The organism is Caballeronia sp. GAWG2-1, assembly GCF_023631405.1.
Classification (GTDB): Bacteria; Pseudomonadota; Gammaproteobacteria; order Burkholderiales; family Burkholderiaceae; genus Caballeronia.
In genome coordinates, this window is the sequence record NZ_JALQDD010000031.1 from 303240 (window position 1) to 330167 (window position 26928).

27 protein-coding genes are annotated in these 26928 nt (G+C 58.6%); 15 read left to right on the top strand and 12 right to left on the bottom strand.

The genetic code is table 11. The features are described 5' to 3' along the window. Positions 1-52: 52 nt before the first annotated feature. Genes NCR98_RS21650 through NCR98_RS21665 form a run of 4 tightly spaced genes read right to left on the bottom strand, consistent with a single transcriptional unit; the run spans position 53 to position 3649 of the window. The gene (locus NCR98_RS21650; protein ID WP_250527234.1) at positions 53-1066 is read right to left on the bottom strand and encodes a DUF1839 family protein; all 1014 of its coding nucleotides are present in this window, start codon (positions 1064-1066) and stop codon (positions 53-55) included. Continuing rightward, the gene (locus tag NCR98_RS21655) at positions 1063-2130 is read right to left on the bottom strand and encodes an amino acid--[acyl-carrier-protein] ligase (protein WP_502799785.1); all 1068 of its coding nucleotides are present in this window, start codon (positions 2128-2130) and stop codon (positions 1063-1065) included. Before NCR98_RS21655 ends, NCR98_RS21650 begins: the two co-directional genes overlap by 4 nt. A 5-nt stretch (positions 2131-2135) precedes the next feature. Then, positions 2136-3401, bottom strand: coding sequence for an acyl-CoA dehydrogenase family protein (locus NCR98_RS21660; RefSeq protein ID WP_250493992.1), 1266 nt, complete (start codon positions 3399-3401; stop codon positions 2136-2138). After that, the gene (locus NCR98_RS21665; RefSeq protein ID WP_244831941.1) at positions 3398-3649 is read right to left on the bottom strand and encodes an acyl carrier protein; all 252 of its coding nucleotides are present in this window, start codon (positions 3647-3649) and stop codon (positions 3398-3400) included. Before NCR98_RS21665 ends, NCR98_RS21660 begins: the two co-directional genes overlap by 4 nt. Before the next feature lie 405 nt (positions 3650-4054). Between NCR98_RS21665 and NCR98_RS21670 the strand changes: the two genes are divergently transcribed. Then, positions 4055-4771, top strand: coding sequence for a YdcF family protein (locus NCR98_RS21670; protein ID WP_250527235.1), 717 nt, complete (start codon positions 4055-4057; stop codon positions 4769-4771). A gap of 4 nt (positions 4772-4775) precedes the next feature. On the opposite strand, the gene NCR98_RS21675 is transcribed toward NCR98_RS21670, so the two are convergent. Then, a complete protein-coding gene (locus NCR98_RS21675; protein ID WP_250527236.1) occupies positions 4776-7457 on the bottom strand; it encodes an excinuclease ABC subunit UvrA in 2682 nt (893 codons plus the stop codon). Positions 7458-7595: 138 nt separating this feature from the next. Between NCR98_RS21675 and NCR98_RS21680 the strand changes: the two genes are divergently transcribed. Beyond that, a complete protein-coding gene (locus tag NCR98_RS21680) occupies positions 7596-7841 on the top strand; it encodes a hypothetical protein (RefSeq protein ID WP_250510533.1) in 246 nt (81 codons plus the stop codon). A gap of 49 nt (positions 7842-7890) precedes the next feature. On the opposite strand, the gene NCR98_RS21685 is transcribed toward NCR98_RS21680, so the two are convergent. Beyond that, a complete protein-coding gene (locus NCR98_RS21685; RefSeq protein ID WP_250527237.1) occupies positions 7891-8295 on the bottom strand; it encodes a hypothetical protein in 405 nt (134 codons plus the stop codon). Positions 8296-8781: 486 nt separating this feature from the next. Between NCR98_RS21685 and NCR98_RS21690 the strand changes: the two genes are divergently transcribed. Continuing rightward, positions 8782-9534 (top strand): FadR/GntR family transcriptional regulator, encoded by a 753-nt coding sequence (locus NCR98_RS21690; RefSeq protein WP_250527238.1) that lies wholly within the window; start codon positions 8782-8784, stop codon positions 9532-9534. A 214-nt stretch (positions 9535-9748) separates the two neighbouring features. On the opposite strand, the gene NCR98_RS21695 is transcribed toward NCR98_RS21690, so the two are convergent. Both NCR98_RS21695 and NCR98_RS21700 read right to left on the bottom strand, forming a co-directional pair. Continuing rightward, positions 9749-10555 (bottom strand): alpha/beta fold hydrolase, encoded by an 807-nt coding sequence (locus tag NCR98_RS21695; RefSeq protein WP_250527239.1) that lies wholly within the window; start codon positions 10553-10555, stop codon positions 9749-9751. Between the two features lie 52 nt (positions 10556-10607). Continuing rightward, positions 10608-11516, bottom strand: coding sequence for an AraC family transcriptional regulator (locus NCR98_RS21700; protein WP_244831287.1), 909 nt, complete (start codon positions 11514-11516; stop codon positions 10608-10610). 225 nt (positions 11517-11741) lie between these two features. Here NCR98_RS21700 and NCR98_RS21705 point away from each other — a divergent pair, with 225 nt between their 5' ends. The 3 genes from NCR98_RS21705 to NCR98_RS21715 all read left to right on the top strand — a co-directional run bounded on the left by NCR98_RS21705 (position 11742) and on the right by NCR98_RS21715 (position 15027). Next, positions 11742-12584: an oxidoreductase gene (locus tag NCR98_RS21705; protein WP_250527240.1), complete on the top strand. Its 843-nt coding sequence runs from the start codon at positions 11742-11744 to the stop codon at positions 12582-12584. A gap of 162 nt (positions 12585-12746) precedes the next feature. After that, positions 12747-13388 (top strand): carbonic anhydrase, encoded by a 642-nt coding sequence (locus tag NCR98_RS21710; protein WP_250527241.1) that lies wholly within the window; start codon positions 12747-12749, stop codon positions 13386-13388. Positions 13389-13458: 70 nt separating this feature from the next. After that, a complete protein-coding gene (locus tag NCR98_RS21715; RefSeq protein ID WP_250467955.1) occupies positions 13459-15027 on the top strand; it encodes a SulP family inorganic anion transporter in 1569 nt (522 codons plus the stop codon). 17 nt (positions 15028-15044) lie between these two features. Here the strand turns inward: NCR98_RS21715 and NCR98_RS21720 are convergent, their stop codons facing one another. Both NCR98_RS21720 and NCR98_RS21725 read right to left on the bottom strand, forming a co-directional pair. Beyond that, positions 15045-15713: an O-methyltransferase gene (locus NCR98_RS21720; protein ID WP_250527242.1), complete on the bottom strand. Its 669-nt coding sequence runs from the start codon at positions 15711-15713 to the stop codon at positions 15045-15047. Positions 15714-15797: 84 nt separating this feature from the next. Continuing rightward, positions 15798-17075 carry a LysR family transcriptional regulator gene (locus tag NCR98_RS21725; protein ID WP_250527243.1) on the bottom strand — a complete coding sequence of 426 codons (1278 nt, stop codon included), beginning with the start codon at positions 17073-17075 and terminating at the stop codon, positions 15798-15800. Between the two features lie 152 nt (positions 17076-17227). On the opposite strand from NCR98_RS21725, the gene NCR98_RS21730 reads away from it, so the two are divergent. Then, positions 17228-17731, top strand: a complete 504-nt coding sequence (locus NCR98_RS21730; RefSeq protein WP_250527244.1) for a universal stress protein — start codon at positions 17228-17230, stop codon at positions 17729-17731. A 6-nt stretch (positions 17732-17737) separates the two neighbouring features. Here NCR98_RS21730 and NCR98_RS21735 read toward each other — a convergent pair whose 3' ends face one another. Both NCR98_RS21735 and NCR98_RS21740 read right to left on the bottom strand, forming a co-directional pair. Next, positions 17738-18433: a GntR family transcriptional regulator gene (locus tag NCR98_RS21735; protein WP_250527245.1), complete on the bottom strand. Its 696-nt coding sequence runs from the start codon at positions 18431-18433 to the stop codon at positions 17738-17740. 220 nt (positions 18434-18653) lie between these two features. Continuing rightward, positions 18654-19427 (bottom strand): glutaredoxin domain-containing protein, encoded by a 774-nt coding sequence (locus NCR98_RS21740; protein ID WP_250510539.1) that lies wholly within the window; start codon positions 19425-19427, stop codon positions 18654-18656. Between the two features lie 177 nt (positions 19428-19604). Between NCR98_RS21740 and NCR98_RS21745 the strand changes: the two genes are divergently transcribed. From NCR98_RS21745 to leuD, 8 genes are all read left to right on the top strand, one after another. After that, a complete protein-coding gene (locus NCR98_RS21745; protein WP_250527246.1) occupies positions 19605-20492 on the top strand; it encodes a LysR family transcriptional regulator in 888 nt (295 codons plus the stop codon). 41 nt (positions 20493-20533) lie between these two features. Continuing rightward, a complete protein-coding gene (locus NCR98_RS21750; RefSeq protein ID WP_250527247.1) occupies positions 20534-21262 on the top strand; it encodes a GntR family transcriptional regulator in 729 nt (242 codons plus the stop codon). 224 nt (positions 21263-21486) lie between these two features. Continuing rightward, entirely contained in the window at positions 21487-22494 is a 1008-nt protein-coding gene (locus NCR98_RS21755; RefSeq protein ID WP_250527248.1) for an ABC transporter substrate-binding protein, read from the top strand. Between the two features lie 92 nt (positions 22495-22586). After that, complete coding sequence (locus NCR98_RS21760; RefSeq protein ID WP_244831298.1) at positions 22587-23363, top strand: ABC transporter ATP-binding protein; 777 nt, start codon at positions 22587-22589, stop codon at positions 23361-23363. Then, a complete protein-coding gene (locus NCR98_RS21765) occupies positions 23360-24118 on the top strand; it encodes an ABC transporter permease (RefSeq protein ID WP_250467965.1) in 759 nt (252 codons plus the stop codon). Before NCR98_RS21760 ends, NCR98_RS21765 begins: the two co-directional genes overlap by 4 nt. After that, complete coding sequence (locus tag NCR98_RS21770) at positions 24115-24891, top strand: ABC transporter permease (protein WP_244831300.1); 777 nt, start codon at positions 24115-24117, stop codon at positions 24889-24891. The genes NCR98_RS21765 and NCR98_RS21770 overlap by 4 nt, the downstream gene beginning before the upstream one ends. A 2-nt stretch (positions 24892-24893) precedes the next feature. Then, the gene (gene leuC, locus NCR98_RS21775) at positions 24894-26312 is read left to right on the top strand and encodes a 3-isopropylmalate dehydratase large subunit (protein ID WP_250527249.1); all 1419 of its coding nucleotides are present in this window, start codon (positions 24894-24896) and stop codon (positions 26310-26312) included. Continuing rightward, on the top strand, positions 26309-26926 hold the full coding sequence (gene leuD, locus NCR98_RS21780) for a 3-isopropylmalate dehydratase small subunit (RefSeq protein ID WP_250527250.1): 618 nt from the start codon (positions 26309-26311) through the stop codon (positions 26924-26926). Before leuC ends, leuD begins: the two co-directional genes overlap by 4 nt. Positions 26927-26928 lie beyond the last annotated feature (2 nt).

The following is a 26928-nucleotide window of genomic DNA, read 5'->3' on the forward strand; positions in this document are numbered from 1 at the left end:
ATGAACATGATGAACGAAGCACGGGCCACGCGAGCAGCGTGGCCCCGGTGCTTCAAAGAAAACGCGCGGCGAGCGGTTCGATGACCTTCTCGTAAGATGCTTCGAGCGAATCGAGGCAGTCGGTACACGGGTCGAGCCGTGAACGCATGCGCGCCCGCGCAAGGCGGAACTGCATGACCATCGCTTCGTTCGCCATGGATTGCGCGCTCGTCTGGATTGCGTCAGGCACTTCGACGCCGTGCGCATTGAGCCACACCAGATACTTCGACAGCAACTCGAAGTTCGAACCGAGCTGGCGCATCACGTTGAACGTGTAGAGATGGTAGTAAGACACATCCCGTTCGAGCAATGCACGTAGATGCTCGGGAAACTCCGCGCGCCACTGCGAGACGGGGTTCGATGTCGGACGATCGAGCAAGCGCAGCTTGAGCAGATCGACCGAACGTTGCACCAGCGCCTGACCTTCGAGCGGCGCACGCGCGCGCTTGACGAACTCCACGTACGGAAAGAGCGCATGCACGTCGCTTGCAAGGTCTGGCATCAGGCGAAACACGCCGTCATAGTCCTCGCCCGATAACGCGAAATAGCCCGCGTTATGGAAGTACGTGATGCGCTTTGCCGCTGCATCGATGGAGTCGACTGCAATGGTCGTCTTCGAATGCGACTGCTTGTACGCGGTTGCACGCGTGTCGGGCAGATAGAACGCATCCACTTCGGCGACCACTACGTGACCGCGTTTGGTCTGCTCGCGCACGTGAGCATCGAGCGTGTCGAAAATCGCAAGCTCCTGGGCCTGCAAGCCGTAGAGCCGCGAGATGTCGTCGAGCGAGAACTTGGGGAACGTGAACTGATCGCCTTCGAACGCCTGCGTCACGGTGAAGCTCAATGCGGCGTGCGGATCGCAGCCGTAGTGGTGCAAGAGCTCGATCCACAGATCGACGTAACAGTTGGTCTCCAGCCAGACGCGCTCGCCGCGATGCAACGCATGGCGGCTCGCTTCGTCTTGAGCGGCAGACTGTTCGTTGGACGCGCCAGTCACGGCGTGCTCGGGCGAGCGTGCGTTCATGCGTCTTTGCCCAGTGTGCCGAGGCCATCGGCGACGAGCGGCGCCGCATTGCCCCACAGCAGTTCACGCACTGCGGCAGGCCACGCGTTCACGTCGAGACCGTGATGACGGAAGAGCGCAAGCGTCGTACGTTCCATGCCGAAGCCCACGCATGCGGTATGCGCCACTTCGCCATTGCCCTGACGGATGTTCCACAACTCGCCGAAGTGGTCCATGTGATAGTTGAACGACAAACATGCGGTCGGACGGTCGGGCGTTGCAACCGGCACGAGCAGTTCGAACTTGAGTTCTTGCGCACGCTGGCTGTCGGCCACGATCTTGCCGCCGCGTCCGAAGAACGGGTCGTTAGCCAGATCGATTTCGAACGGCAGTTGCAGCAGATTCACGAGCAGCGAGCCACGCTCGATCCACTTCTGACGGAACGCCATTACTTGCTCGGGGCTGCCCACGCGAATGTACTCGCGCATGCGGAACATCTGCATGCGGCCCGGATCGATGGACGGTTCGTGACGGAAGCAATACGAGAACGCATCGAAGATCGCGCCGTCTTCGGCGAGGTTGCCGCGCTTGGCAACGAGCGGATAGATCGGATAACAGGCCGCGGGCGTGAGCACGAGACGCGTCGGCTTTTGCTGATCCATCCAGTCATCGGAACGCTCTTCTTCTTCGCCGATATGCACGATCTTGTCGAGCGCTTCGAGCAGACGATGATGTCCGCGATCATTGCCCTTGAACGAGTGAATCGTGCCGGCAAGGTTCGGGAAGCTCTTCAGGTACTCACTGTCTTCGAAGTCGCGGCGGCGCATGGCCGGCGGAAAGCGCAACGATTCCGCGTGCTGGTCGGCGCCGAGCAACGTGATCGCGTTGTTGAGACGGTCCACCACATCCTCGAACACCGCGCTGCGGCCATAGAGGCCGTCTTCGCCCGTATCGATGAGAATGCCGGCGGCCATCAGCCGGTCGCGCAAGGTCAAATCCGATTTATCGTAGGGCACTTGACTGGTCTCGTTATGTGCTTGTTCTTCGGCCTGCATGAGCGCGGCCTGTTCGTTCGGCATGTTCATAATCGTTATAGGGTCCCGGTTGCGGAACGCTGCGCGAGCAGCAGATTCGCGGTGTTCAGTTCGATGCGGTCATTGCTGATCATGAGCGGCGCCGAGTGCAGATCGCGCAAGTGCCGCCCCACGCTGAAGGGCGTATCGTTCTTGTAACCCGCCATGCCGCAGATCATCAGCGTCTCTTGCACGACGTGCACGGCCGATTGCGAAATGGCGAGCTTCAGCATGTTCAGATCGGAGGCAATGCCGATAGACGCGGTCAACGGTGCGTCGCTGTCGTCGGTTTGCAATGCCTGCCTTGCGAGCCGTTCCGCTTGCGCAGCCTCGACCGAGGCGAGCGATTCGCGCAGACGCGCCTGCATCATGCGCACGAGCGTGACGGCTTGCGAAAGACGCGCGGCCGAAGGCGGCAATGCGCCAGGCTTGCCACGCGCCTGATTACGGAAGAACTGATGCGCGCGATTCACGGCATCCGACGCAATACCGATCCACACCGCGGACCACAAGGTATGCGAAACCGGCAGCATGCTTTCATCGGCGATCTTCGAGAAAGGCGAGGGCAGAATCTGTTCGGCCTTGCCGCTTGCAGTGAGACGATGCCCCTGACTGCAGGTGCCGCGCATGCCGAGCGTGTCCCACGTACCGCGCGATTCGAGCGTGCACGTCGAACGAGGCGCGACGATCAGCACCTGATCGGACGGCGGCGCGTCGGGATGACGGCGTGCGGTTACGAGAATGCAATCGGCATATGTGCCATACGAAATCGTCGGCGCGAGCTTTTCGATGTTGAAGGCGTCATCGGCAAGATCGACCGCACATGCGCTCGTGCGCATGTTGCCGCCGATATTTTCTTCCGATGTCGCCGATGCCAACAGCAGTTGCTCGTTCACCATGCGCGTGAGAAACGCGCGCTGCCAGGGCACATTCGCGCCGTGATCGACGATGCAGACGACCTGACTCTGATGCATGGCGTAGATCATCGCGGCGGATGCGCAGCCTTGCGCGAGCGTTTCGCACAAGCGGGCCACGCCCGTGAGCGAGAGCCCGTCGCCGCCGAAGCTTGCCGGCACCATTGCAGAGAAGAGACGCTCCGTACGCATTGCGGCCACGGCTTCAGCGGGGAAGCGTGCATCCTTGTCGACCGCTGCCGCATGCTTGCCGGCGATGGCCGAGACGCGACGCGCGGCTTCGAGCAGCTCGCTTTCGCTGCGCGGCGCGATCACGCCGTCGCCTTCAACGTGTCCTGCTGCTTCGAGTTCTTGCGTGGCGGCGTTCATGCGTCCGCCTGCGAACCTTGCAGCTCCTTGACGGCGGCCGCGAGCGAATCGACGCTCGAGAACAGACGTCGCGTAAGCATTTGATCCGGAATTTCGATGCCGAACTCGTCTTCGATCGCGAGCATGACGTGCACGGTTGCAAGCGAGGAGAGGCCGGCTGCGTACAGGTCGTCGCTGTCGGAGAGAGTGTCGATCGACACGTCGAGGCGTGCGGACTCGGCAAGGATGCGGCGCAATTCAGTTTTCATTTTCTCTGGTTTCCCTTGAACCATGGCCAACGGTGCAAACGGACTGAAGCGGGTATCAAACGAATATTCGATTTTTTGGACCGTGCTCAGTCCCGTTGCTAACGGGCGGTGGTGCACTCGGTGAATCGCTGGTCAAACGACTCAAGAGCACTCGCAACACCGTCGAATCTTGTTTGATCGTATTTAACGAATTACGGGGGGTGATCGTCCGTGCGATGGCGCACGGTGAGGCCCGGAAGACAACGCGTTGCGTGTGCGATATCGACCACGCTTGATGTCACGCAAATCGTTCAGACTGATACTTGTCGCGGCGTTACGACGGTATTCGTACTGCATAGCCTCGCCTTGCAAGTTTCATGCGCGTGATGCAAGGTATTTGAAACCTTAAAACGACGGGAAACGTAATTGGATCTACTCTGCCTGCTGCTTGTCTTCGTCGCCTTGTTCATCGTGTGGCGCAAACGCCGCCTGGTGATCTTCCTCGTGGCCGGAACCGTGTTCTGGCTCTTCGGTAGCTGGCTTGCAGGGCCGATGATAAGCCTCGCGCAGATCGGCTATGGGTCGAAGCAGGCGCCCCGGCTCGCGGACCGTACGGCGATCATCGTGCTGGGCGGTGGGACCGAATACGATCGCAACAAACATCTCGTTCCACTGGCCGATTCCATCTATCGCGTCGACCTAGCTGCCGCCCTGTACAAAACCTGTGTCGAAACGGACAAGCAGTGTCAGGTCATCATGAGCGGCGGAAATCCGCAGCATCACGAACAAACCGAAGCGCAACTATACGGCGGTCTGCTCGTGGATCGTGGCGTGAAGCCTGCGGACCTCATCCTCGAAGATCAGAGTCTCGACACTTACGAGAACGCGCGCAATACGTACAAAATCCTACGCTCGCGTCAATACGACACGACCATCCTCATCACGTCCTCACTGCACATGCGTCGCGCGTTGCTCGCATTCGATGCTTTCGACCTACACCCGCAGCCTGCGGTTGCATTCGTGCGCAATCCAAAGTCATGGCTCGTGCCGCATCCGGAAGGGTGGATCGATTCCGACAGCGGATTGCACGAGATGCTCGGCACGTTGAAGTTTTACGTGTGGCGCTGGCTAGGCTTGTATTGATTGCTCAGGTCAATGCGTCTTGCAGATAAGGCGCCGTGCGGCTTGCGGCCAGCGTCGCCACACTCGCAGGCACGCCGGCCGCGACTATCTTGCCGCCATCTTCTCCCGCGCCCGGACCGATATCGATGACCCAGTCGCTCCGGGCCGCGACGCGCATGTCGTGTTCGACGACCACGACCGTATTGCCTGCGTCGACGAGTCCTTGAAGTTGCGCCATCAGACGATCGACATCGGCAGGATGTAGTCCGGTCGTGGGCTCGTCGAGGATATAGAGCGTGTCGCCGCGATGCGCGCGCTGCAGTTCGGTTGCCAGCTTGATGCGCTGCGCTTCGCCGCCCGAGAGTTCGGTGGCAGGCTGACCGAGCCGCAGATAACCGAGGCCGATATCGCGCAGCACGGCAAGCGCGCGCATCACATTGGGCTCATCCGCGAAGAAGAGACAGGCGTCATCGACGCTCATCGCCAGCACCTCGGCGATGTTTTTGCCATTCCACGTGACTTCGAGTGTCTCGGCGTTATAACGCGAACCGTGACACGTCGAACATGACGTGTACACGCTCGGCAAAAATAACAGTTCGACGCTCACGAAGCCTTCGCCTTCGCAAGTCGGGCAACGCCCCTGCGCGACGTTGAAGGAAAATCGGCCGGCACTGTAATGGCGTTTGCGCGCAAGCGGCGTATCGGCGTAGTGCTTGCGCACGTGATCGAAAAGTCCCGTGTAAGTCGCAAGATTCGAACGTGGGGTGCGGCCAATCGGCTTCTGATCGACGCGCACTAGGCGCCGTATAGCGTCCATGCCTTCGACGATGGAGCCTTCCGCAGGCGCTTCGGTGACCGTGAAGAGCGGATCGGCTTCGTCTTCGTCGGGCTCATCGAGCGCTCTTCCCAGATGTTGCGCCACGAGTTCGGGCAATGCCTGACTGACGAGACTCGACTTGCCCGAGCCCGATATACCCGTCACCGCCGTGAAGCAACCGAGCGGAAACGCAGCGTCGATCTCATGCAGATTGTTTCGCGTGATGCCCGCGAGCTTCAGCCAGCCGCGCGGCGTGCGTGGCGCGCGGTCGGTGTTCGAATGGGACGCGAACAGATGCAGACGCGTTTGTGACGCCTCCACCGATGCGAGACCCGCGGGCGGGCCGCTATAAAGCACATGTCCACCGGCTTCGCCCGCAGCGGGACCGACATCGACGAGCCAGTCTGCGCGACGCATCGTCTCCATGTCATGCTCGATCACGAAAAGCGAGTTGCCGGCAGCCTTGAGCCGTTGCAGCGCGGCAAAGAGCGCTTCGTTGTCAGCGGGATGCAAACCGGCGGAGGGTTCATCGAGCACATACACCACGCCAAAGAGTTGCGAGGCTAGTTGCGTGGCTAGCCGCAAGCGCTGCAATTCGCCTGACGACAAGGTGGGCGTCGCGCGATCCAAAGCAAGATAGCCGAGGCCGAGATCGATCAACGTGGCAAGACGTTCTTCGAGATCGGCTGCTATGCGCTCGGCGGCGGCGCGCTTCTCGTTGGACAAGTTGGGCGTGCGCCGTACATCGGGCGATGCTTTATGCGCCGATCCACCCGCCGCGACACGCTTCGCAATTGCCGCCTGCCGCACGTCCCTGGCAAGCACGTCTTGCTCGCGTGCTTCTTCATGATCGGGCCATTCGCCGCGCGCAATGGGCGCGAGCATCTGCGCAAGCCGCGTAAGCGGCAGACGCGAGAACTCCGCGATATCCAGTCCCGCGAAGGTCACCGATAACGCTTCCTGCTTCAGTCGCTTGCCGTGACACGACGAACAGTCGCTCCCGACCATATAGCGCGACACGCGCTTCTTCATGAGCGCGCTTTGCGTGTGGGCGAAGGTATGAAGCACATAACGGCGCGCGCCCGTAAAGGTGCCTTGATAACTCGGCTCCGCGCGACGCTTGAGTGCGGCACGTGTCTCGGCGGGTGTGAGGCCCGCATAGACCGGCACGGTGGGCGTATCGTCGGTGAAGAGAATCCAGTCGCGGTCTTTCTTCGGCAGATCGCGCCAGGGCGTGTCGACGTCGTAGCCCAGCGTGACGAGTATGTCGCGCAGATTCTGACCGTGCCACGCTGGCGGCCATGCGGCGATGGCGCGTTCGCGGATGGTGAGTGAGTCGTCGGGGACCATCGACTTCTCGGTCACTTCGTAGACGCGGCCGAGACCATGGCAAACGGGGCACGCGCCCTGAACCGTGTTGGGAGAAAAGTCTTCCGCGTAGAGCATGGGCTGCTTCGGCGGATAGCTGCCCGTGCGTGAATACAGCATGCGAACGAGACTGGAAAGCGTGGTCACGCTTCCCACCGACGAACGTGCGTTGGGCGTGCCGCGCTGCTGCTGCAGGGCGACGGCGGGCGGCAATCCTTCGATGGACTCGACTTCCGGTACGCCGACCTGCTCGATCAGGCGCCGCGCGTAGGGCGCAACGGATTCAAAATACCGCCGCTGCGCTTCTGCATACAAAGTTCCGAATGCAAGTGACGACTTTCCCGATCCGGACACGCCTGTGAACACGACCAGCGCATCGCGCGGGACGTCTACATCGACATTTTTGAGGTTATGCTCCCGCGCGCCGCGAACGCGCACGAAACCTGCTGAAGAGACAGTTGGCGTTTCGGCTTTATTGCGCCGAGGCGGCTTGGCTGGGCTTTTGACTTTGGGCGCATCCATCTTATGGCTTTTGGCTTTTTGCAGGCGAATACGTCTGGCGAGCAGGTCTCATGCCAAGCCGCTCGCCGATTGTATTTGGCATTCAAAAGCCTGCACGGTGAATACACACTCGACTGACTCTACGCAAAAAGGAACGACATGAAGACGAATGGATTGGCAGCACTTATCGCCCTCACTGCGGGTTTGATGCTGGGCGCGTCGGGCGCGGCGATGGCGCAAGGTGGCAACGGTAATGGCGGCGCTGGCGGCGGCAACGCGCACGGCGCAGCGACGGCCGCGCCGACGGCAGGCGGTGACAATACTTCGGCTGCCACTGGTACGAGCAAGGGTTTTCACTTCAAGCACAAGAAGAAAGCGAAGCCCGTGACCGCACCAGCGCAATAATCAAGCAAACGTTTATTGCATACAAACGATTGAATGCAATCGCGGCGGGTCAGGCCGCCGCGACTTCCGCGTCGATATCATCAGTGCCCAGGCGCGAGAAGATATCGCATACGGCGCGCATTTCGGCTTCGTCGCGAATGCTGACGAATACTCGGGTTATACCGTATGCAGCGGATTCATCGTTATCGAAGCCAGGTAGGATGTCGTCGCTGCCGGTCGATGCAATCCCATACCCGCCGTCGGTGGCGGCTAGATCGGCATAGCCTGCAAATTCGGCGGTGATCCACTGGGTCGGTGAACTGGTGCTCAGTTCCATGCTGGCGGTGAAATCGGCGAACCCGGACATGCTCGCGACGCGAACGCGGTCGCTCGTGATGCCCTCTGCCTTGAGGTCTTCCAGTGCTTCGTCCAACTTGCGGGAGCCAAAAAAAGCTCCGGTCACTTCACGCATCATTGTTTGTCTCCTTGCTGCCCACGTGGTGCCGCGCTCCACGAAGGCGTTCGCACGAACGCAACTTGGAGGCTCTAAGCACACCGGTTTGCCGCGTAATCGGAGAGTGAGAGGCGCGACGCGGTAAGCCGGTGAACCGCTTCAGGGAGGCTCGCGAGTGCGCGAGGTGATGGCGAATCCAACGGATGCGGACGAGGATTCGCGAGCCTTCGATCGGAAGTCGACCTCTTGAAAGCGAGGCGCGCGCCTTGAATGCTTACATGCCTTGCAAAACATGACACACGCGCTTTGACTTCAAGCGGTACTTCAACTTTACGCTCGGCGAAATGGTTGATCAACAGTTTGTTACATTTTTAGTTGCCTGAACCATAACGGTTTTTTGTGTTTTGAATTGAGAGCTTAAGGCATTTTGTATTCGATCAGGCATCAGTCGTCGTACAAGCAAGTCTGCGCCCCTATAATGGCTCGTCTACCTTTTTCAATCGCCCTATGTCACCAGCTCTCGCAGCCGGCGGTCTTCGCCGCTCTCGCAATCTGACCGAGGAAGTTGTCGCCGAACTTTCGGAACGGATTCGCAGCGGCGCGCTTCAGCCTGGCGACAAGCTTCCGACCGAATCGGAGATCATGGCGCAACTGGGCGTTAGCCGTACGGTCGTACGAGAATCGATATCGCGCCTTCAAGCGGGGCGCCTCGTTCGAACGCGTCATGGCATTGGCACTTTTGTACTCGAAGCGACCGATCACGATCGCTTCCAGATCGAAGCTGCGGGCGATCTCACCGTGCGCGACGTCATGGCCATCCTCGAACTACGCATCAGTCTCGAAGCCGAGGCCGCAGGTCTCGCGGCAATGCGGCGAAGCGAAGAGAATCTGAAGCACATGCGTCATGCTCTGGACGAGTTCGAGCGGCACATTGCAGAAGGCACGGGCAACGCGGTTGCCGCAGACGTCGCATTTCACCTCGAGCTTGCCAAGGCTACGGGCAACCGTTATTTCCACAGCATCCTTAGCCAGTTGGGCAACACGATCATTCCACGCACGCGTGTAAATTCCGCTGCGCTTGCGCATAACGATCCCGGCAGTTACCTCGATCGCGTGAACCGCGAACACGAGGATATCTACGACGCCATCGAGCGGCGTGATCCGGAAGCTGCCCGCGCAGCCATGCGCATGCATTTGTCGAACAGCCGCGAACGCTTGCGGCGGTCACAAGAAACAGCGGTTAAGCCTGCGGAGGCTTGAGCCGCATTCGTCCTTCGGGCGAATGGTTTGTTTAAGCAGTCAGCCCCTAAGGGTTCGCTCGCTCGAGACGAACAACGTCGATTTTACCGCAATAAAAGATGCATTGGACCGACTGCGATCATCTGCCCAAACGCGCGGCACGGTCACTTAATCGCCGTTCGGGCTTGCGCGATGGCATCATGGCGCAGACGGCCTGTCGGTTGATCGCTCGGCTTCACGGCAGAGACGAGCGGGTAACGAAATCTGCAATTGCATCATTGACCGCCTGAGTGGCATCCCTATGCGGTGAATGTCCGCAAGCCGCTAGCTTGACGAGATGAGTGTGATTCACGGACGCCTTGATCTTGTCGATCTGAAGCATCGACGCGTATTCATCGTCGTGGCCTTGTATTGCGAGCAATGGCCGTTTGATCGAGCGAATTTCGTCTGTAATGTCCCAACGCAGAAATTCCGGATTGAGCCATGCGTCGTTCCAGCCATAAAAGGCGGAATCTGCGTCCTCATGGTAGCCAGCGAGTTTCGCTCGCAACGCACCGTGCTCATAGGCGCTTCGCACTTCCTTTATGGCTTTGACTGTGATCGCTTCCACGAACACATGTGGTGCAAGCACGATCAGTCCGGCAAGCGCTTCGGGAAAAGTGCTTGCGTAAAGCAGTGCGATTGTCCCGCCATCGCTATGGCCTACGAGCCACATGCGAGAACGTTCGAACGCATTTACCTTGAGCGCATCTAGAAGCGCAGGCAATATCTTCGTCGCCTGACGATGCATGAAGGTCACAGGCCACTTTTCATGCGGAGGGCGCGGCGTCGACCGTCCATAGCCAGGACGCGAATAGACGAGACCACGGCAGTTCAATCGGTCGCATAGCCGCTGCGGCCAGTCTTTCCACAATGCAACTGAACCCAGCCCCTCATGCACAAATACCGCGATTGGAGCATCGATGCGCGAAGGATTGATCCACTTATATTCGATGCGCAACGGATAGGGTCCGCAGTTCAGTTCGACGAAGGCTTCGTTCATGCGTTTGGTAGCAGGATTGATCTGCGTGGAAGATTAACAGACGATCCACGCATCAATGCGATGACACGTAGCCCGAACCCGGTCCGGGATCTGGCAGCGCGAAACTGTCTTTGAGACGCTGGGCTTCATCGACGGGACTGCGCCCAAACAAACGCTTGAATTCGCGGCTGAATTGCGAAGCACTTTCGTAGCCCACTTGCGCTGATGCGACGGCTGCCGTGACATCGTTCCGCACCATGAGCAGCCGCGCCTGATGCAGCCGGGTCGACTTCAAATATTGCATTGGTGACGTGTTGGTCACGGTCTTGAAATGCAAATGGAACGCGGGCACGCTCATGTTGGCTTCGCTTGCAAGCAGCGCAACATCGAGCGGCTCATCGAAACTTTGATGGATCTTGCGCAATGCTCGCGCGACTTTCCCGAACTGACCTTGCCGTGTCAAAGCCGCGCGCACCGAAGGACCTTGTTCGCCCGTCAACACTCGAAAATAAATCTCGCGCACGAGAGCCGGCCCAAGAACCGGACCTTCGAGCGGGTCACTCATGGTTTCGAGAAAGCGCAGAACCGTCGCGCCGAGTTGTTTGTCCAGCGGCGTTGAGATCATGCCGTGAGGTTCGGACGTTACGGTTGCGCCGTGTTCATCGAGTTGCATGATCAACTCTGCTGCAACGTTGAGATCGAGCCGGAAATAGATGGCAAGCAAAGGTTTTTGCGCGCTGGCATCCGTCTCCATGGAAAAGGGTACGGGCACCGACACGGCCAGGTAATGCTGCTCATCGTATAGATAAACTTGCTCGCCGAAATAGCCACGCTTGCGGCCCTGACAGACGATGACGATGCCCGGATCATAAAGTACCGGCGTGCGACGCAGTGGTCTGTTTGAACGCAGAAAACGCACGTCTGGCAATGCTGTGAGGTTATAGCCTTCCAAAGGTGCAAGCCGCATCAGCAGCTCGATCATGCGGCGTCTAGTTTCGGTGGCTAGCGTTCGGCGGGTGATCACGGTGGCTCCGCAAGATGTGTCGACAGCCCTTAATTTGCCAGCTTTGCAGCCGCGAATCCATACGCCAATAGCTTTAGGCAAACATGCGAGAAGAACCGGCGTATCAAGAACGATGCGCGCTCTCTAATATTGGACAGGTGTTGCGGCATGGTGCGCGCGACGAGTCGAATAGGAGAGATTCACATGGAAAACACAAACGGCAAGACGTTTATCATCACCGGCGTGAGTTCGGGTTTTGGACGCGCTTTCGCGCAAAGCGCGCTGGATGCAGGACACACGGTTATCGGCACAGTTCGCAATGGTGACGCCCTCAAGGAATTCGAGGCCATCAATCCCCGATCGGCACATGGAGTCGTGCTCGACGTGACGGCGTTTGACCGCATAGGCCCGGTTGTCGAGGAAGTAATGCGCACATACGGCCCGATCGATGTGCTCGTCAATAACGCTGGCTATGGCCACGAAGGCACACTTGAAGAATCGCCGCTGGAGGAAATGCGCCGGCAGTTCGATGTCAACGTATTCGGTGCGGTCGCCATGATCAAAGCCGTATTGCCTTCCATGCGGGAGCGCCGTGCCGGCCACATCATCAACATCACGTCCATGGGCGGCTTCATCACGATGCCGGGCATTGCATACTATTGCGGCAGCAAATTCGCGCTGGAAGGCATTTCAGAGACGTTGGCCAAAGAGGTCAAGGACTTCAACGTAAGAGTAACGGCCGTTGCGCCCGGATCGTTTCGTACCGATTGGGCTGGCCGCTCGATGATCAGAACGGAGCGCAGCATCGCAGACTATGACGCGCTGTTCGACCCGATCCGCGCGGCGCGTGAGGCCAAGAGCGGCAAGCAATTGGGCGATCCAGCCAAGGCCGGCCAAGCCTTGCTAAGCCTCATCGAAGCCCATGATGCACCTGCGCATCTTCTTCTTGGGAGCGATGCAATCTCTCTTGTCAAAAGGAAGCTAGTGGCGCTCAACGAAGAAATCGACAAGTGGGAGCATTTGTCGCGCTCGACCGATTTTTCTTGAGCGTGTGTTAGCGTCGTCCAAGGAAAATCTCAAGAGAAATAAATAGCGAGGCGAATTATTTTCTCTTGGACGGCGCTGAACTTTCTCGGCGAAAGTGATTCGTAAGGATTCGTTGCACTGCAACGCGGGTGCAATCCATCGAATGCTCGTCATGAGAACGCCATGAATCGACCGAAACGCATGCTTCTGGAAAACATTGCCTGGGCTCGCGAAACCGCGCAGGCGGACACGCAATTTTTCCCACGCCTTGCAGAGGGGCAAAGCCCCAAGGTGTTGTGGATCGGGTGTTCTGATAGTCGCGTGCCTGCCGAAACGATCACGAACGCTAACCCCGGCGATCTTTTCGTTCATCGCAACATCGCGAACTTGTTCTCGCCGTCGGACGACAACACCATGAGCGTCCTTGAATATGCGGTGCGAGTGCTGAAGGTCGATCATGTGATCGTATGCGGGCATTATGGATGCGGCGGTGTGCGAGCATCGTTGTTGCCGCTCTCGAATGAAATACCGCACGTCAACCGCCGTATTGCCCCGGTGTGCGCTTTAGGCGAGCGGCATCGACGTGAACTCGACGACTTGGAAGAGTTCGATGCGCGCGCTGATCGCCTTGCGGAACTCAATGTGCTCGAACAAGTGCGGCTTCTGCGTCAGACGCGGATCGTAATCGATCGCGATGAGCCTCCGCTCGTGCACGGCTGGATTTTCGGTCTGCACGACGGGCTTATCAAAGTGCTTGCTTCCGGCTATGACGCGCCCCGTATGGTGCCGTTGTACGCGGAACTCGTCGAAGCCGCCGGACGCTGATTCGATCGTCGCTCATTTCATGCTGCGTGAATTCGTTAAACGTAGCAGGCACCCACATGGCTAAATCCTTATGAACCTTAGCAATCGTCTAAGCCAGTTCCCGCGCGACCTGTTCGCCGGCACAGTCGTATTTCTCGTAGCGATGCCTCTGTGTCTTGGCATTGCCAATGCGTCGGGCGTGGAGCCCTTTGCGGGGCTTTTGTCCGGAATCATAGGCGGCATTGTCGTGGCATTGCTTAGCGGCTCGCAATTGAGCGTAAGCGGGCCGGCAGCGGGGCTTATCGTCATCGTGGTCGATGGCATCGCGGGACTAGGCAGTTTTTCTGCATTTCTACTCGCGGTGCTTTTGTCGGGCGCAATTCAATTCGGCTTTGGCTTGCTTAAGGCGGGACGTTTTGCAGCGTATGTGCCGTCGTCGGTGATCAAGGGCATGCTTGCGGCCATTGGCTTATTGCTCGTCATCAAGCAGATACCCCTAGCCGCGGGCTTCGCCAATGCAGGCGCACCAGCCGCGAGCGGACCGGGCTTGCTCGATACGCCTTTCGGTCCGGTATCTTTCGCTGCTTGTGCCGTGGCCGTGATGTCCCTTGTCATGCTCGCTGGCTGGGAAACGCGCGCCATGCGACGTTTTGCCGTGGTGCGCGCCGTGCCCGCGCCGCTTGCCGTGGTGGCGTTCGGTATCAGCGTAATGCTTTTACTCGACATGTTCGCGCCGGGCTTGGCTCCGCCCGCGCAACATCGCGTGGCATTGCCTTCGCTTGAAACGTTCGCAGCATTCACGAATGCGCTTGAATTGCCCAACTTCTCGCAATTCGTCAACCCGGATGTCTGGCGTCTCGCATTCACGCTTGCCATCGTCGCGAGCCTTGAAACATTGTTGAGCCTGGAGGCGGTCGAGCAACTCGATCCCAAGAAACGTAGTGCACATCCCGATCGCGAATTGAAAGCGCAAGGCATTGGCAACATGATGGCGGGCGCTATCGGCGCATTGCCAATTACATCGGTCATCGTGCGTAGCTCGGCCAACGTTCACGCCGGCGCGCAAAGTCGCTGGTCTTCATTCGTACATGGTGTCTTGCTGCTTGCAAGCGTCTTTGCGTTGACGAGCGTGATCAACCTCATTCCGCTTGCATGTCTGGCTGCGATATTGATTTTTACCGGGCTCAAGCTTGCCAAGCCGTCGCTGTTTGTCGCCATCGCCAGACAAGGCTTCGAGCGATTTGCACCCTTCGTCGTGACAATTGTTGGCGTGTTGCTGACCGATCTGCTCATGGGTATTGTGCTTGGCATCGCATGTAGTCTCGTGCTTGCCGTGCGCGCAAATCTCAAGCGGCCGATCACGATGACGCAGCACGACGATCATTACCTGCTCTCGTTTCGAAAGGACGTGTCGTTTCTCGGCAAGGTCGCGCTAAAGCATCTTCTGCGCTCCATTCCTGACAACGCGACTGTCATTCTCGATGCTTCGCGTGCGGACCATATCGACCCGGACGTACGCGAGATCATCGATGACTTCGTGAGCGAAGCACCCGCCAGAGGCATGCATGTCGAGTGCAGGCAAATGCCGCTTGCAGAAGCGCGGCTTGCCATGCCGCGCATGCGTTCCCGCTGGCAGCAGTGGAGAAGGCGCCCGGCTTGAGCTTCTAATAAAGCTTGCTAGCTCGTTACGATGGACAGCGAGAATCCGTCCCATCCCTTGCTGCCCACCGTTTGCACGGCGGTGGAGGAGAGCCGTGGATCGGTTGCGAGCATGTCGAAAAAGGCGCGCAATCCGATCACATCGGGCTCGGTGCTGTCAGCATCGGCGATACGGCCACGACGGATGATGTTGTCGCCAACGATCGCCGTGCCCGGCTTGCTAAGGCTCAACGCGAGACGCAGATATTCGGGATAGCTTTTCTTGTCGGCATCGATGAATATGAAGTCGAAAGGGCGCATGCCTTCGCGCACGAACCCTTCAAGCGATGCGGCCGCCGCGCCGACCACGACTGTTGCAACCGAAGCAAGTCCAGCGCGTTCGAGATTCTTGCGCGCCACCTCGGCGTAGTCGGGATTGGCCTCAAGCGAAAGCAGCGTGCCGTCAGGTGGCAGGGCGCGTGCGAGCCAGATGGTGCTGTAGCCGCCTAGCGTGCCTATTTCAAGGATATGGCGTGCGCTACGCAGGCGTGCGAGCAGGTTCAGCAGCTTGCCCTGATTCGGTGCGACATTGATGGGAGGCAGTCCCGACGCATTGCTCGCCGCGAGCGCTGCTTCGAGTACCTCGTCGTGTGCCTGGGTTTGCTGGCACAGGTAGGCGTCCATGGCATCCCATTGCTGCTGGTCCATCCGAAATCCTCGTCTTGAGCGAACTGCCACGATACTCCGCCCGCCGACATGCATGCAAAAAACCACGCGGTGGCATTCAAAATTTTAAACACGATGCGTCGTGCCGGTCTCTTTCCGAGCCGTTTCACGCCGCAATGTATGGCCGACCTCGTCCACCGTCAGCCGAATGGCGTCGATCAGCGCTCGGGCAGCTGGCGAGGGAGTGCTACCGGCGCGCAAGGTCAGACCGATATCGCGTTTTGTATTTTGCATCGCTATGTCGAGCACCATGAGCTGGCCCGACTCGCATTCATAATGCAATTGCTGCGCTGAGACCGCCGCGAGCATGTCGGTGTTCATCAGCAAACCGCGAATGACCGCGAGGTCGGCGGTTTCGACGGTCGGCATGGGCGGCTTCATTTTCCATCGCTTGAACTGCGCCTCGAACATGCCACGCGCGGGGGCGTGGCTGCGCGGCAAAATCCATTGTGCCGAGACGAGTTCCTTAAGAGTGAGTCCGTCGATTTCGGCAAGCGGATGACCACGCCGCCCGATCACGACCATGTCCTCCGACATGAAACGTTCGTTGGTCAAACCGCTCGATGCATCGTTCTGCCGAAGCGCGCCGAGCACGAAATCGATATCGCCCGCCCGCAAGCCGGCAACGAGCGTCTCATAGGCGCTTTCGTCGGTGATGATGCGCACGCCCGGATATTGCGCGGCCACTCTCGCTATCGCGCCCGGCAGGATCAACGTACGCCCGAGCGGCAGCGAACCTACCGTGACGAAGCCCTGAATCGTCCCGCGTAATGCAGCGATATCGTCGGGAATATGGCGCAGTTCGTTAAGCGCGCGACGCACGTGCAAGACAAAAGTTTCGCCTTCGCTCGTGAGCAGCAAGCCGCGCGGGCTGCGATAAAAAAGCTGCATGCCCGCGCCCGTTTCCATGATGCGAATGGCGCTAGACACCGCGGGCTGACTAAGTCCGAGCGTCTGCGCCGCGCTCGGCATATGTCGATGACGCGCCAGCGCGGAAAACAACTGGAGGCGCCGCGTGTTCAGCAGAAACGCCGGCAGGCCGTCGCCGCTGCTGGCGCGGCGCCGTGACTGGCGCGCTGCACACCACTGTGCAAGGGTTTCCAGCTCCGTGAAGATGCGTTCGCAACGCAGAAGAACGGCGCGGCCGGCCGGCGTAGGAAGCATGCCCGATGACCGGCGTTCGAGCAGCGTCTCGCCAACGGCGGCTTCGAGTTCCTGTAGCGAGCGCGTGACCGCTGACTGAGCGCGGAACAAAGCGACGGCGGCGCGCGTGGCGCTGCCCGTCTGCGCAACGAGCCGGAAAGCACGCAGATAGGCGAGATTGAGCAGTTCGCGATGGTCCATTCGAGCCGCAATGAGGGTAGAAGCCTATCAGTTTAATTTATCGCCCCGACGTGGTGCATGCAAAATGCAATCTCCTCACTGTTTGCTAATTCTTGACGACGATGCATGACGACATGCACCAACCAACAAACGTATCGACAGGAGCTAGCGCCATGTACCAACATATTCTCGTCGCCGTGGGTCCTGGCTTCAGCGAAGCCGCGTTGTCCGTCGCGATCGCGCGTTCACGTGAAAGCAATGCCCGGCTGACCATGCTGCATGTCATCGACAGCGCTCCGTGGTGGACGGCATCGCAAGCAGATGTGATTTGCTGCGATACGGTCGATCTCGTCAACCAGCTTGCGCTCGTCGTCTATCGCAGTAGCACCAAGATGCTGGAGGAGGCAGGGGTCGAAGCTCACTGGGAGACGCGCAGAACGCCTGCCGATGGTCACAACGTCGGACGTATCATCGCAGAGGCTGCAGACGAGCTCGAAGCGGATCTCATCGTGCTCGGTGGCGGCAAGCGCAGTCTCTTTGGCATCGGCGTGCGACGCGTAAGCCATGTGGTGTGCCGTCATACCGACCGTGAAGTGCTGATTGCGTCGGAGCGCGCGAATGAGCGGGCTTGCACTGAAACTCTGTCACGCACGGTGTGGGAAGCAAGCCACGCGTAATCGGTCTCACACGTCGAGAATCCGGTAGCGTTGCAGGGCTTCGATCTGCGTTTGAAGGCTCAGTGCGCGATGTTCACAACAAAGCATTTCGGCATTCGTGGCATCGCCATTTCGCAACGCGGTGATGACATCGCGCAGGACGCTGGTGCTTGCGTCGTCGAGCTTGATGAGCTTTAGCGTGAGTTCGCGCACGCGGCGCACTTGATCGGCACATTCACCGACTATTTGCGCCAGCCTCGGGTTGTCGCTCATTTCGACGAGGTGCGCATAGAAAAGCTCGCATGCCGCCGCCCACGCATCGCGATCGTCTTTAGCAAAAGCGCGCTCCATATCCGCGCAGGATTTTTCGAGTGGTTTGATATCACGCGCGCTTGGTTTGCGCGAAGCGACTGCTGCCACCGCAGTTGCTTCGAGACTTGTCTGCACCTGGAAAACTTCTTCGAGATCCGCCATCGACACATTGCGCACGCGCACACCGTGACGTGGAATGATCTGTACGAGATGTTCGTTTTGCAGTCTGATGAGCGCCTCGCGAACGGGTGTGCGGCTTACGCCGAACATCTGCACCAGTTCTTGCTCGAGCAATTGCGTACCCGGGCGCAGCTCGTTGCGCAGGATCATCTCGCGAATTCTCTGGTAGACCGTAGCGGTCGATTTTTCTCGCGGCTTGCTGATCGCTTCGGCGGTCCGGGCTTCAGCCATGATGGGCATTCCAGATGCGTTATCGCCCGGGCATGGACGAAAATCCGCCTTGGAAGACGGACGGAATGCCTTACATTATAAGAGAAGAAGCGCCTTGTATCGCTCAACGTATACGTTATGCCGCGGCGAAAAGGCGGATGATTTGCTTAACATCAGACTAAAAAAAGCCGCCCTAGGCGGGCGGCTGAATGGGCCTGCTCGCTTCCGTCTTGGCCTGAAATTATCTGTCCCAGACTTCGTCCGGCAAAGGCAGGCCCCCGAGGTCGTCCGCGCTCAAGGGTCGGTCCACAGTGACTCCTTCGCTTTCAAGCATGAGCATTACCTGCCGGGTGTGTTGCGCGCTATGCCATGCAGTGCGTTCAAGCACTTCGTGCATTGAGCGGCGGCCGTAGTAAGTCGGCACGTCATAGGCAAGCGTGCGATCGGTTTCCTGTTCCCACCACTTTAGTAGTTCGACGCGCACGCTTTCTCCCCAACGCGCGATGTCTTCTGCGGTCCAATTGTCAGGCGGCACATCGTCAAAGCCCTCGAAGCGCAATTCAATCTGATGTGCGGCTTGCACACCCATTTCGGCGACGCGAAAGACGTGAAACGTCAAACCAGCCGGCGTGCGGTTGCGATTACGAAACGGCTTTCGAAAATGCTCAAGACCGAACTGCCTCGCATAACGCGCGTTCGACTCGAGTACGTGCGCGAGCTTTGCGACGAGCTGTTCGGGAGGCAACGGCGGCGCTGCCGTGGTCTTGAGATCGAGAAAACGGATGACGTCGTTGATGGATTGGCAAAACGTGTATCTCTGTCCGAGCGCGACCACCGGAACGCTACGTGCACCAAGCGCCAAGAGCGCCGCGCGGCCTTCCGGATCGTTATGCACGTCAATCGATTCGTATTCGATGCCTTGACGCGTGAGAAATTCCTTGGTCCGCAGACACGACGAACATCCCGGTTGCCAGAACACGCGAATACGCGTGGCTTGAGCGACTTCGGCTTCCATTTTCATGCTCCTAAGGTCAAGGCCTTTAACGACGTCCTGGAGCTAATTCTGTTTGATGCGGTGAGTGTCGCAAAGCAACGCTTCGTCATGCCGCCATCGCGATATGCGATGACGAGTCAATTTTCAGTACACTGCGATTGCCGCTCTTAACGATCATCAACGGCCTGAACAAGCCCTATGCATTCGATCGATCCGCTTTCGCTGAGACTCTTCGTCGCGGTTGCCGAGGCGGGCACCATTGCCGCCGCGGCTGAACGTGAACACATTGCGGCAGCTGCGGTAAGTCGACGTATCAGCGAGATTGAAGCCATGTTCGGCGTGCCTTTATTGCATCGCACGAATAAAGGCGTAGTGCCGACCGAAGCGGGGGAACGGCTCGTCGCTTTGGCGCTTAGCGCGCTGCATCATTTCGACGATATTGCCCTGCAAATGCGCGACTTCACCAATGGCCTTAGTGGTATGGTGCGCATCGCGGCGAACAACTCGTCCATCGTGCAATTCCTGCCTCAGGATATTCAGTCTTTCGCGGCCAGTCATCCCAATGTTCGCTTGCAAGTGGACGAAAAGCCCAGCACGCAAGTCGTGCGCGCGATCGCCGATAACGCGGCCGACATAGGCGTCTTTACAGCCGTGCCGCATGGTCGTGCTATTCAGACGCTTCCCTATCGTACCGACAATCTCGTGCTCGTCACGCCGCCGGGTCACGCGCTTTCGCTAAGAAATTCGATAGCTTTCGCCGAAGCACTAGACTTCGAATTCGTCGTCTTGCCGGCCGATACCGCTATAAGCCATTGTCTTACGCGAGCCGCAAACGAAGATGGCCGCGCCGTCAACGTGCGCATTCAGGTGACAGGCTACGATGCCCAATGTCTGATGATCGGTGCAGGCCTTGGTCTTGGTGTCATGCCCGATGCAGTCGCACGCCAACATGCAAGGTCTTCGGGGCTCTGCGTCGTCGCTTTAACGGATAAATGGGCCGCGCGTGAACTCCTGATAGGAATGCGCTCGCTCGATGCCCTGCCCGAAGCCTGCAGAAAACTCGTCGCGCATCTGGCAGCCGTATAACGTCATTGCCGGTGCTAACATCGGCTAAGGAGACGCAAACCATGAGCGCCACGCGCGTAAAGCTCGTGCAGGACGAGCCACCGGTCGCAACCGCTAACGGAACGAAACCCGTCAAGCGCAACACGACCGAGCTTGCATATGTCGAATTGCGCCGCAGAATCATCGAAAGCGAATTGACGCCTGGTTCCTACATGCTCGAACAGGAACTCGGTTTGATGCTGGGCTTCAGCCGCACGCCGATTCGCGAAGCCGCAATTCGTCTGCAGGGCGAGGGACTCGTGCAGATCGTGCCTAGGCATGGCATTCGTATCGTGCCAACTTCCATCTCCGACATCAGGAACATCTACCAGGTCCTCATCAGCCTGGAATCGACGGCTGCCAGCCTTATTGCGTCGAAGAAGGGCGTGGACATCACACCCCTTGTCACCGCGTGCGAGGCGATGAGCGCGGCATACGAACGCGGCGACATGTTGGCTTGGGCTGCCGCGGACGAAGTCTTTCACGAAACGCTTGTCGCGCTTAGCGGGAATGCCCGATTGCAAAGCGTGGTCATGAATTGTCGCGATCAAGTGCATCGCGTGCGACGCTTTACCCAAATGGTCAAACCGCATCCGCAACCCGTGAAATCCGTGCAAGAGCATTACGGCATCATCGACGCGATGCAATGCGGCGATGCGGCAAAGGCAAGCGCGCTATATCGTGCACATCGAGAGCGCGGCTGGCGCGACCAAACGAGCGTACTGCAACAATTCGGCATTCAACAGGCCTGAAGCAGCGCCTTCCTAAGGCACGCGACAAGAGTCGAGCCAGCTCGAACACGGGTATGTCCGCCCCCGGCATTTCTGGACTTTAAAGAATTTAATGCATACATTAACTTGCACGGTTAAGGCAGACGCGCGAGCTCGATTTCGCGCGCGGCTGAATAGTCCGCTTAGTCAAGAAGCATAAAACATAGTGCGGCCGCATGCGACAAGCACGATGCGAGACCGCCCACATGGATGGAGACGCCTACATGCCTGGAATACGGAGAATCGCCCGTAGTGTTCTTTTAATGTCTCTCGCTGCCGCGTCCATTTGCGCGACGCATGTGCGGGCCGCGCCGCTTACCGTGACGCATTGGGGTGACGGCATGTATGGCGTGCCTTTTGCGGTCGCAATGGAAAAAGGCTTCTTTAAGGAAGCCAACGTGGACGTAACAGGCTTCATCACATCGGAAGGCGGCGGCACCACCGTGCGCAATGCGATGGCTTCCGAGATTCCTTATGGCGAGGTCGCCCTGCCGGCCGCTATTTCCGCAGTCAAGCAAGGTGTTGATCTGACAATTGTGCATGGCGGTGTGCAGAGTCTCGCCGACCTTGTCTGGGTGGAACTAAAGAACGGCACCATCACCAACATCAAACAAATGAAGGGCAAGACTATCGGCTATAGCAGCCCGAAGTCGACTACGGATACGGTCGTGACGATTGCGTTAGACCGTGCAGGTCTCGCAGGCCAAGTGCAGCGCAAGCCGGTCGGTAGTTCTAGCGGTATGCTGACTTCGCTGCAACAAGGCGCTGTCGATGTCGCTTACATGACGGAGCCTTCCTATAGCGGGAAAAAAGATCAGTTGCGCATAGCTTTTCGCTCTTCCGATATCGTGCCTAACGAGACACAGACCGTGGGCATCGTGCGCACCGACTATCTCAAGTCGCATCCCGAGGTGATACGCGGAATTATCAATGCACGTCGCAAGGCGGTGCAGTACATTGCCGCGCACCGCGAAGAATCGGCGCAGATTCTGGCGAAGCAATACAAGATGGACCCCGCTGTCGCGACGTCGGCGGTCAATAACGTGCTCGAGTCCGATCCGAAATACTGGAGCGAAGGAAGCTTCGATCGCAAAGGCATGGAAGAAGTGCTCAAGGGCCTGATACTCGTCAAGGCCATTCCGGAAGGCCCGTTCGATTGGTCGAAGATCGTCGACGAGTCTCTGCTTCCCGCCGATCTGCAAACGAAAAAGTGAGGCACGCGATGAGCGTATTGTCACGTCGCACGCGAATTTCCGTTGTTTCCACAGACGCTGCGACACAGGCGGGGGATCGTGTGCAAGCGCGCGTGACCGATGTCACGCGCATTTATCCCGGCATTGCAGGCAAGCCTCCTTTTCATGCGCTCGGCCCCGTAAGTTTGGAATTGCGCGCGGGTGAATTCTTTTCGGTTGTCGGCCCTTCCGGTTGCGGTAAGTCCACTTTGCTGGATGTGCTCGCAGGCCTTAATCCCGCAAGCGGCGGCACTGTCGAATTCGAAGGGCATGCAGTGGGACGCGAGGTTCCAGATGGCGTGGCCGTCGTGTTTCAGGAAGACGCGAGCTTTCCATGGCTCAACGTCTTTGACAACGCAGCCTTTGCCGCGCGTCGCGCAGGCGTGGCAGAGAACGAAGTAAAGGCGCGCGTCGATCATGCATTGTCTTTCATGGGTCTCAAGTCTTTCGCGCGTGTTTATCCCGCGCAACTCTCGGGCGGAATGCGGCAACGCGTTTGCATTGCGCGCGCCATGGTCGTGCGTCCGCGTCTCATGTTGCTCGACGAACCATTCGGCGCATTAGATCAGCAGACACGTCTCCTCATGGGCGATGAGATGCTCAAGCTTTGGCGCGATACGGGCGCGACCATCATGCTCATTACGCATTCGATCGACGAAGCGGTGCTGCTGTCCGATCGCATTGGTGTGATGTCAGCGTGTCCGGGACGCTTCATATCGACCATTGAAACCTGCTGGCCGCGTCTTCGCGACAGCAAGATCGCACTCGATGCGCGCTTCGGCGAACTGACCGCGCAAGTGTGGGGTCTGTTGCGCGAAGAGGCCATGAAAGCGCTAGGGAGCCAGTCATGAGCGTTGCCGCACGCTGGCGCGTGGGAATAGTCATCGGCTTCATTTTGTTGCTGGAGATAGCGACTCGTTTTGCATGGATCAATCCTGTCTCATTCATTCCGCCTTCGCGTATGGCGGTGAGCGCCTGGGACATTCTCGCGTCAGGGCAATACACCGTGGATATCGTGCAGACGCTTAGCAGCGCATTGCTGGCGGTTGCGCTTGCGGTGGTAGTGGGCTTTATCGGCGGCGTGTTGCTGTTCAGATTGCCGCGCGCAAGACGTGTGCTGGACCCCTTGCTGCTTTCCTACTATGCGGTGCCCGTCTTCGTGCTGTATCCGATCTTGATCGTGATCTTCGGCTTGAACCGCTGGCCTCTGGTCGGCATCGGGTTTCTCTTTGCGGTCGTCGCCATGGCCGTAAATACTTTAAATGGTCTTGAACGTGTGCCTCGTGTGCTGTTGCGCACGGCGCGCGTATGCCGCTTGAATACGCTCGACGAGGTGCGCCTCATCACCTTGCCCGCGAGTCTTCCATTCGTATTTACAGGCATCAAGCTCACCGTGGTCTACGCGTTCATCGCGGTGGTAGCGGGTGAATTCGTGTTGTCCGGGTCGGGCTTCGGTTATCAAATCGCATTCGCCTACAACGCGTTCGACAATTCGACGATGTACGGCCTCATGCTCCTGATGCTGATCTTCGTTGCCACGCTCAATGCCCTTTTACGCACAGCGGAAACGCGTCTCTATCGGCGCATCAGAAGGGAGGCCGCATGAGCACTGTCGTCGTCACGCATACGGCAAGGCCGCGACACACGCGGCGATGGATGGACGCGCTCGTGCTCGTCGTGGTGCTGGTCGGGCTTTGGCAAGGCGCAAGCGGGTGGCTTGGCCCCGATGTGCTGACCACGCCGCTGCATACCGTCCAACGTGCAATGCATATAGTCAGCGACCCGGATTTTCCGGAAAGCCTCTATGTCACATCGCTTGCCTTTGCTTCGGCGTTCGCCATCTCTGCCGTAGCAGGCGTTTTTCTCGGTCTGTTTCTTGGCGTGCGACGCTTGGCCGGTGAGGTGATGGAGCCGCTAATGATGGGCTTTTATTCCATTCCCAAGGTCACGCTTTATCCGGTCGTGCTGCTCGCTTGCGGTCTCGGGTTATGGGCCAAGATCGTATTCGGTGTGATACACGGGATCGTTCCGATTACGCTCTTCACCATGAACGCGGTAAAGAATATGCCGCCTATATACGCACGCGCGGCCCGCACTTACCGCATGAACCCGATGGATTTCGCGCGTCATGTGTTGCTGCCCGCATGCGTGCCTGAAGTCGTAGCGGGACTGCGCATCGGCTTTTCGCTTACCTTGCTTGGCACGCTTATCGGCGAGATGTTCGCGTCGCAAAGCGGTATCGGCCGCATGTTGATGATCGCCATGAACCGCAACGAAACGAGCACGATCATGGCGCTTGCGCTCATGCTTTTCGTGTTCGCCACACTGGTAAATCTCATGTTCCTCAAATGGCAGCGTCATCTCACGCATAGCGATTGATCATGCATACGCTCTTCGACAAGTTGTGGGACAGTCATACCATTGCTCATCTCGCAGGTGGCGCCGATCTGCTGCACGTGGATCGTCATCTGATGCACGAGCTCACCGGCGTGGAAGCGGTCCGCGTGCTTGAAAAGCGCGGCCTTGGCGTGGATAGTCCCGCGCTTACCTTTGCCACCGTCGATCATGTGATTTCGACGGCCCCAGGACGCCGCGCAGGCGATGCCGACTGGAGCACCGAGATGGTCGAATCGATGCGCACGCAGATGACGCATCACGCGATTCCCATCTTTGACATAGGCCAGGCAGGCCTTCAGGGCATCGTGCATGTGATCGGACCGGAGCTCGGCCTTTCTTTGCCAGGAACGTCCATCGTTTGCGCGGATAGTCATACATGCACGCATGGTGCAATGGGCGCGCTTGCCTTCGGTATCGGTTCGACGGAGGTCGTGCATGTGCTTGCGACGCAAACCATTCGACAGAAGCGCCCAAAGACGATGCGTGTGCGCTTCAATGGCAAGCTGCGCGAAGGCGTGACCGCGAAGGACATGATTCTGTATCTCATCGGAAAGATTGGCGCGGCTGGCGGCACGGGCTATGCCGTCGAATACGCGGGCGATGCGGTCGAAGCATTGAGCATGGAAGGCCGCCTCACACTGTGCAATCTAAGCATCGAGCTGGGGTCCAAGTTTGGCCTCGTCGCGCCCGATGAAATTACGTTCACTTATCTGCGCGACAAGCCTTATGCACCGCAAGGCGAGCAGTTCGACCAGGCTGTCGCCGACTGGAGGATGCTTGCAAGCGATTCGGAGGCACAGTTCGATCGCGAAATCGGTATCGATGCGTCGTCCATCGGCGTACAGGTCACGTGGGGCACGAGTCCCGAACACGTGATTGCGCTGGACGATGTCATACCCGACCCCGCATCGCTCGATGATGAATCGCGCCGTCATGCCGCCGAAAATGCGATCGACTACATGGGCGTGCGTGCCGGACAGCATCTGGATGAACTAAGCGTGGACCGCGTATTCATAGGCTCGTGTACGAATAGCCGCATCGAAGACTTGCGTGCGGCAGCACATGTGGTCGATGGTCAGCATGTCGCCAGCAACGTGAAGGCTTGGGTCGTGCCGGGATCGCTCACGGTGGCGCGTCAAGCCGAGCAAGAAGGGCTCGATGCGATCTTCCGTGCCGCTGGCTTCGAATGGCGCGAGCCGGGCTGTTCGATGTGCGTGGGCGCAAATGGCGACGTGGTTGGGCGTGGCGAACGTTGCGTATCGACCTCGAATCGCAATTTCATTGGCAGGCAAGGTCCCGGTGCGCGTACGCATCTGGCTAGCCCTGCAGTTGCCGCAGCTAGCGCCATTGCGGGGCATATCGCCGCGCCACGTGTGCGTCAAACGGAAGGGGCGTCGCAATGAAAGCGGTGACGATCATCTCCGGAGCAGCGGCTCCGCTCATGCGAGATAACGTCGATACGGATCTCATCATCCGCATCGAAAGAATTTCGCAACTCGTGCGCGGACAGTTGGGACCCTATCTGCTCGAGACTTTGCGTTATCGCGGCGACGGTCCGCAAAGTGGTGAACGTGAGGACTTCGTTCTCAATCAGCCCGCATTCAGAAGTGCATGCACAGTCCTCGGTGGTAGCAACTTCGGTTGTGGCAGCTCGCGCGAAATGGCGGTGTGGGCGCTAGAGGAAGCGGGTATTCGATGCGTCATCGCTTCATCGTTCGGCGACATCTTCTATAACAACTGTCTTCAGAACGGACTGCTTCCTGTGCGACTCGACGCTGCCGAGATCGAGCGCATAGCGGTTGCTGCTAGCGATGGAACGCCCATCGAGGTCGATCTCGGTGTGCTCGAAATTCGCGCCCATGGGTTGGAAACGATTCACTTCGAATTCGATCCGGCACAGCAGCGAGCGCTTCTGGAAGGACTCGACGAGATCGATCAGACGCGCCTTCTTAAAGACGATATTGCGCGCTTTCTTTTGAGGGATCGAAAAGCGCGCAGTTGGGCTTACTTCGCTTGACA

What these genes read in the sequence shown, in the direction of transcription:
- NCR98_RS21665 (WP_244831941.1), bottom strand. Translation starts at nt 3,649, where the DNA reads ATGAAAACTGAATTGCGCCGCATCCTTGCCGAGTCCGCACGCCTCGAC.
- leuD (WP_250527250.1), top strand. Translation starts at nt 26,309, where the DNA reads ATGAAAGCGGTGACGATCATCTCCGGAGCAGCGGCTCCGCTCATGCGA.
- NCR98_RS21720 (WP_250527242.1), bottom strand. Translation starts at nt 15,713, where the DNA reads ATGGACCAGCAGCAATGGGATGCCATGGACGCCTACCTGTGCCAGCAA.
- NCR98_RS21765 (WP_250467965.1), top strand. Translation starts at nt 23,360, where the DNA reads ATGAGCGTTGCCGCACGCTGGCGCGTGGGAATAGTCATCGGCTTCATT.
- NCR98_RS21710 (WP_250527241.1), top strand. Translation starts at nt 12,747, where the DNA reads ATGAATCGACCGAAACGCATGCTTCTGGAAAACATTGCCTGGGCTCGC.
- NCR98_RS21700 (WP_244831287.1), bottom strand. Translation starts at nt 11,516, where the DNA reads ATGATCGAGCTGCTGATGCGGCTTGCACCTTTGGAAGGCTATAACCTC.
- NCR98_RS21715 (WP_250467955.1), top strand. Translation starts at nt 13,459, where the DNA reads ATGAACCTTAGCAATCGTCTAAGCCAGTTCCCGCGCGACCTGTTCGCC.
- NCR98_RS21770 (WP_244831300.1), top strand. Translation starts at nt 24,115, where the DNA reads ATGAGCACTGTCGTCGTCACGCATACGGCAAGGCCGCGACACACGCGG.
- NCR98_RS21680 (WP_250510533.1), top strand. Translation starts at nt 7,596, where the DNA reads ATGAAGACGAATGGATTGGCAGCACTTATCGCCCTCACTGCGGGTTTG.
- NCR98_RS21740 (WP_250510539.1), bottom strand. Translation starts at nt 19,427, where the DNA reads ATGGAAGCCGAAGTCGCTCAAGCCACGCGTATTCGCGTGTTCTGGCAA.
- NCR98_RS21675 (WP_250527236.1), bottom strand. Translation starts at nt 7,457, where the DNA reads ATGGATGCGCCCAAAGTCAAAAGCCCAGCCAAGCCGCCTCGGCGCAAT.
- leuC (WP_250527249.1), top strand. Translation starts at nt 24,894, where the DNA reads ATGCATACGCTCTTCGACAAGTTGTGGGACAGTCATACCATTGCTCAT.
- NCR98_RS21755 (WP_250527248.1), top strand. Translation starts at nt 21,487, where the DNA reads ATGGATGGAGACGCCTACATGCCTGGAATACGGAGAATCGCCCGTAGT.
- NCR98_RS21705 (WP_250527240.1), top strand. Translation starts at nt 11,742, where the DNA reads ATGGAAAACACAAACGGCAAGACGTTTATCATCACCGGCGTGAGTTCG.
- NCR98_RS21655 (WP_502799785.1), bottom strand. Translation starts at nt 2,130, where the DNA reads ATGAACATGCCGAACGAACAGGCCGCGCTCATGCAGGCCGAAGAACAA.
- NCR98_RS21735 (WP_250527245.1), bottom strand. Translation starts at nt 18,433, where the DNA reads ATGGCTGAAGCCCGGACCGCCGAAGCGATCAGCAAGCCGCGAGAAAAA.
- NCR98_RS21745 (WP_250527246.1), top strand. Translation starts at nt 19,605, where the DNA reads ATGCATTCGATCGATCCGCTTTCGCTGAGACTCTTCGTCGCGGTTGCC.
- NCR98_RS21650 (WP_250527234.1), bottom strand. Translation starts at nt 1,066, where the DNA reads ATGAACGCACGCTCGCCCGAGCACGCCGTGACTGGCGCGTCCAACGAA.
- NCR98_RS21695 (WP_250527239.1), bottom strand. Translation starts at nt 10,555, where the DNA reads ATGAACGAAGCCTTCGTCGAACTGAACTGCGGACCCTATCCGTTGCGC.
- NCR98_RS21660 (WP_250493992.1), bottom strand. Translation starts at nt 3,401, where the DNA reads ATGAACGCCGCCACGCAAGAACTCGAAGCAGCAGGACACGTTGAAGGC.
- NCR98_RS21690 (WP_250527238.1), top strand. Translation starts at nt 8,782, where the DNA reads ATGTCACCAGCTCTCGCAGCCGGCGGTCTTCGCCGCTCTCGCAATCTG.
- NCR98_RS21750 (WP_250527247.1), top strand. Translation starts at nt 20,534, where the DNA reads ATGAGCGCCACGCGCGTAAAGCTCGTGCAGGACGAGCCACCGGTCGCA.
- NCR98_RS21725 (WP_250527243.1), bottom strand. Translation starts at nt 17,075, where the DNA reads ATGGACCATCGCGAACTGCTCAATCTCGCCTATCTGCGTGCTTTCCGG.
- NCR98_RS21685 (WP_250527237.1), bottom strand. Translation starts at nt 8,295, where the DNA reads ATGATGCGTGAAGTGACCGGAGCTTTTTTTGGCTCCCGCAAGTTGGAC.
- NCR98_RS21730 (WP_250527244.1), top strand. Translation starts at nt 17,228, where the DNA reads ATGTACCAACATATTCTCGTCGCCGTGGGTCCTGGCTTCAGCGAAGCC.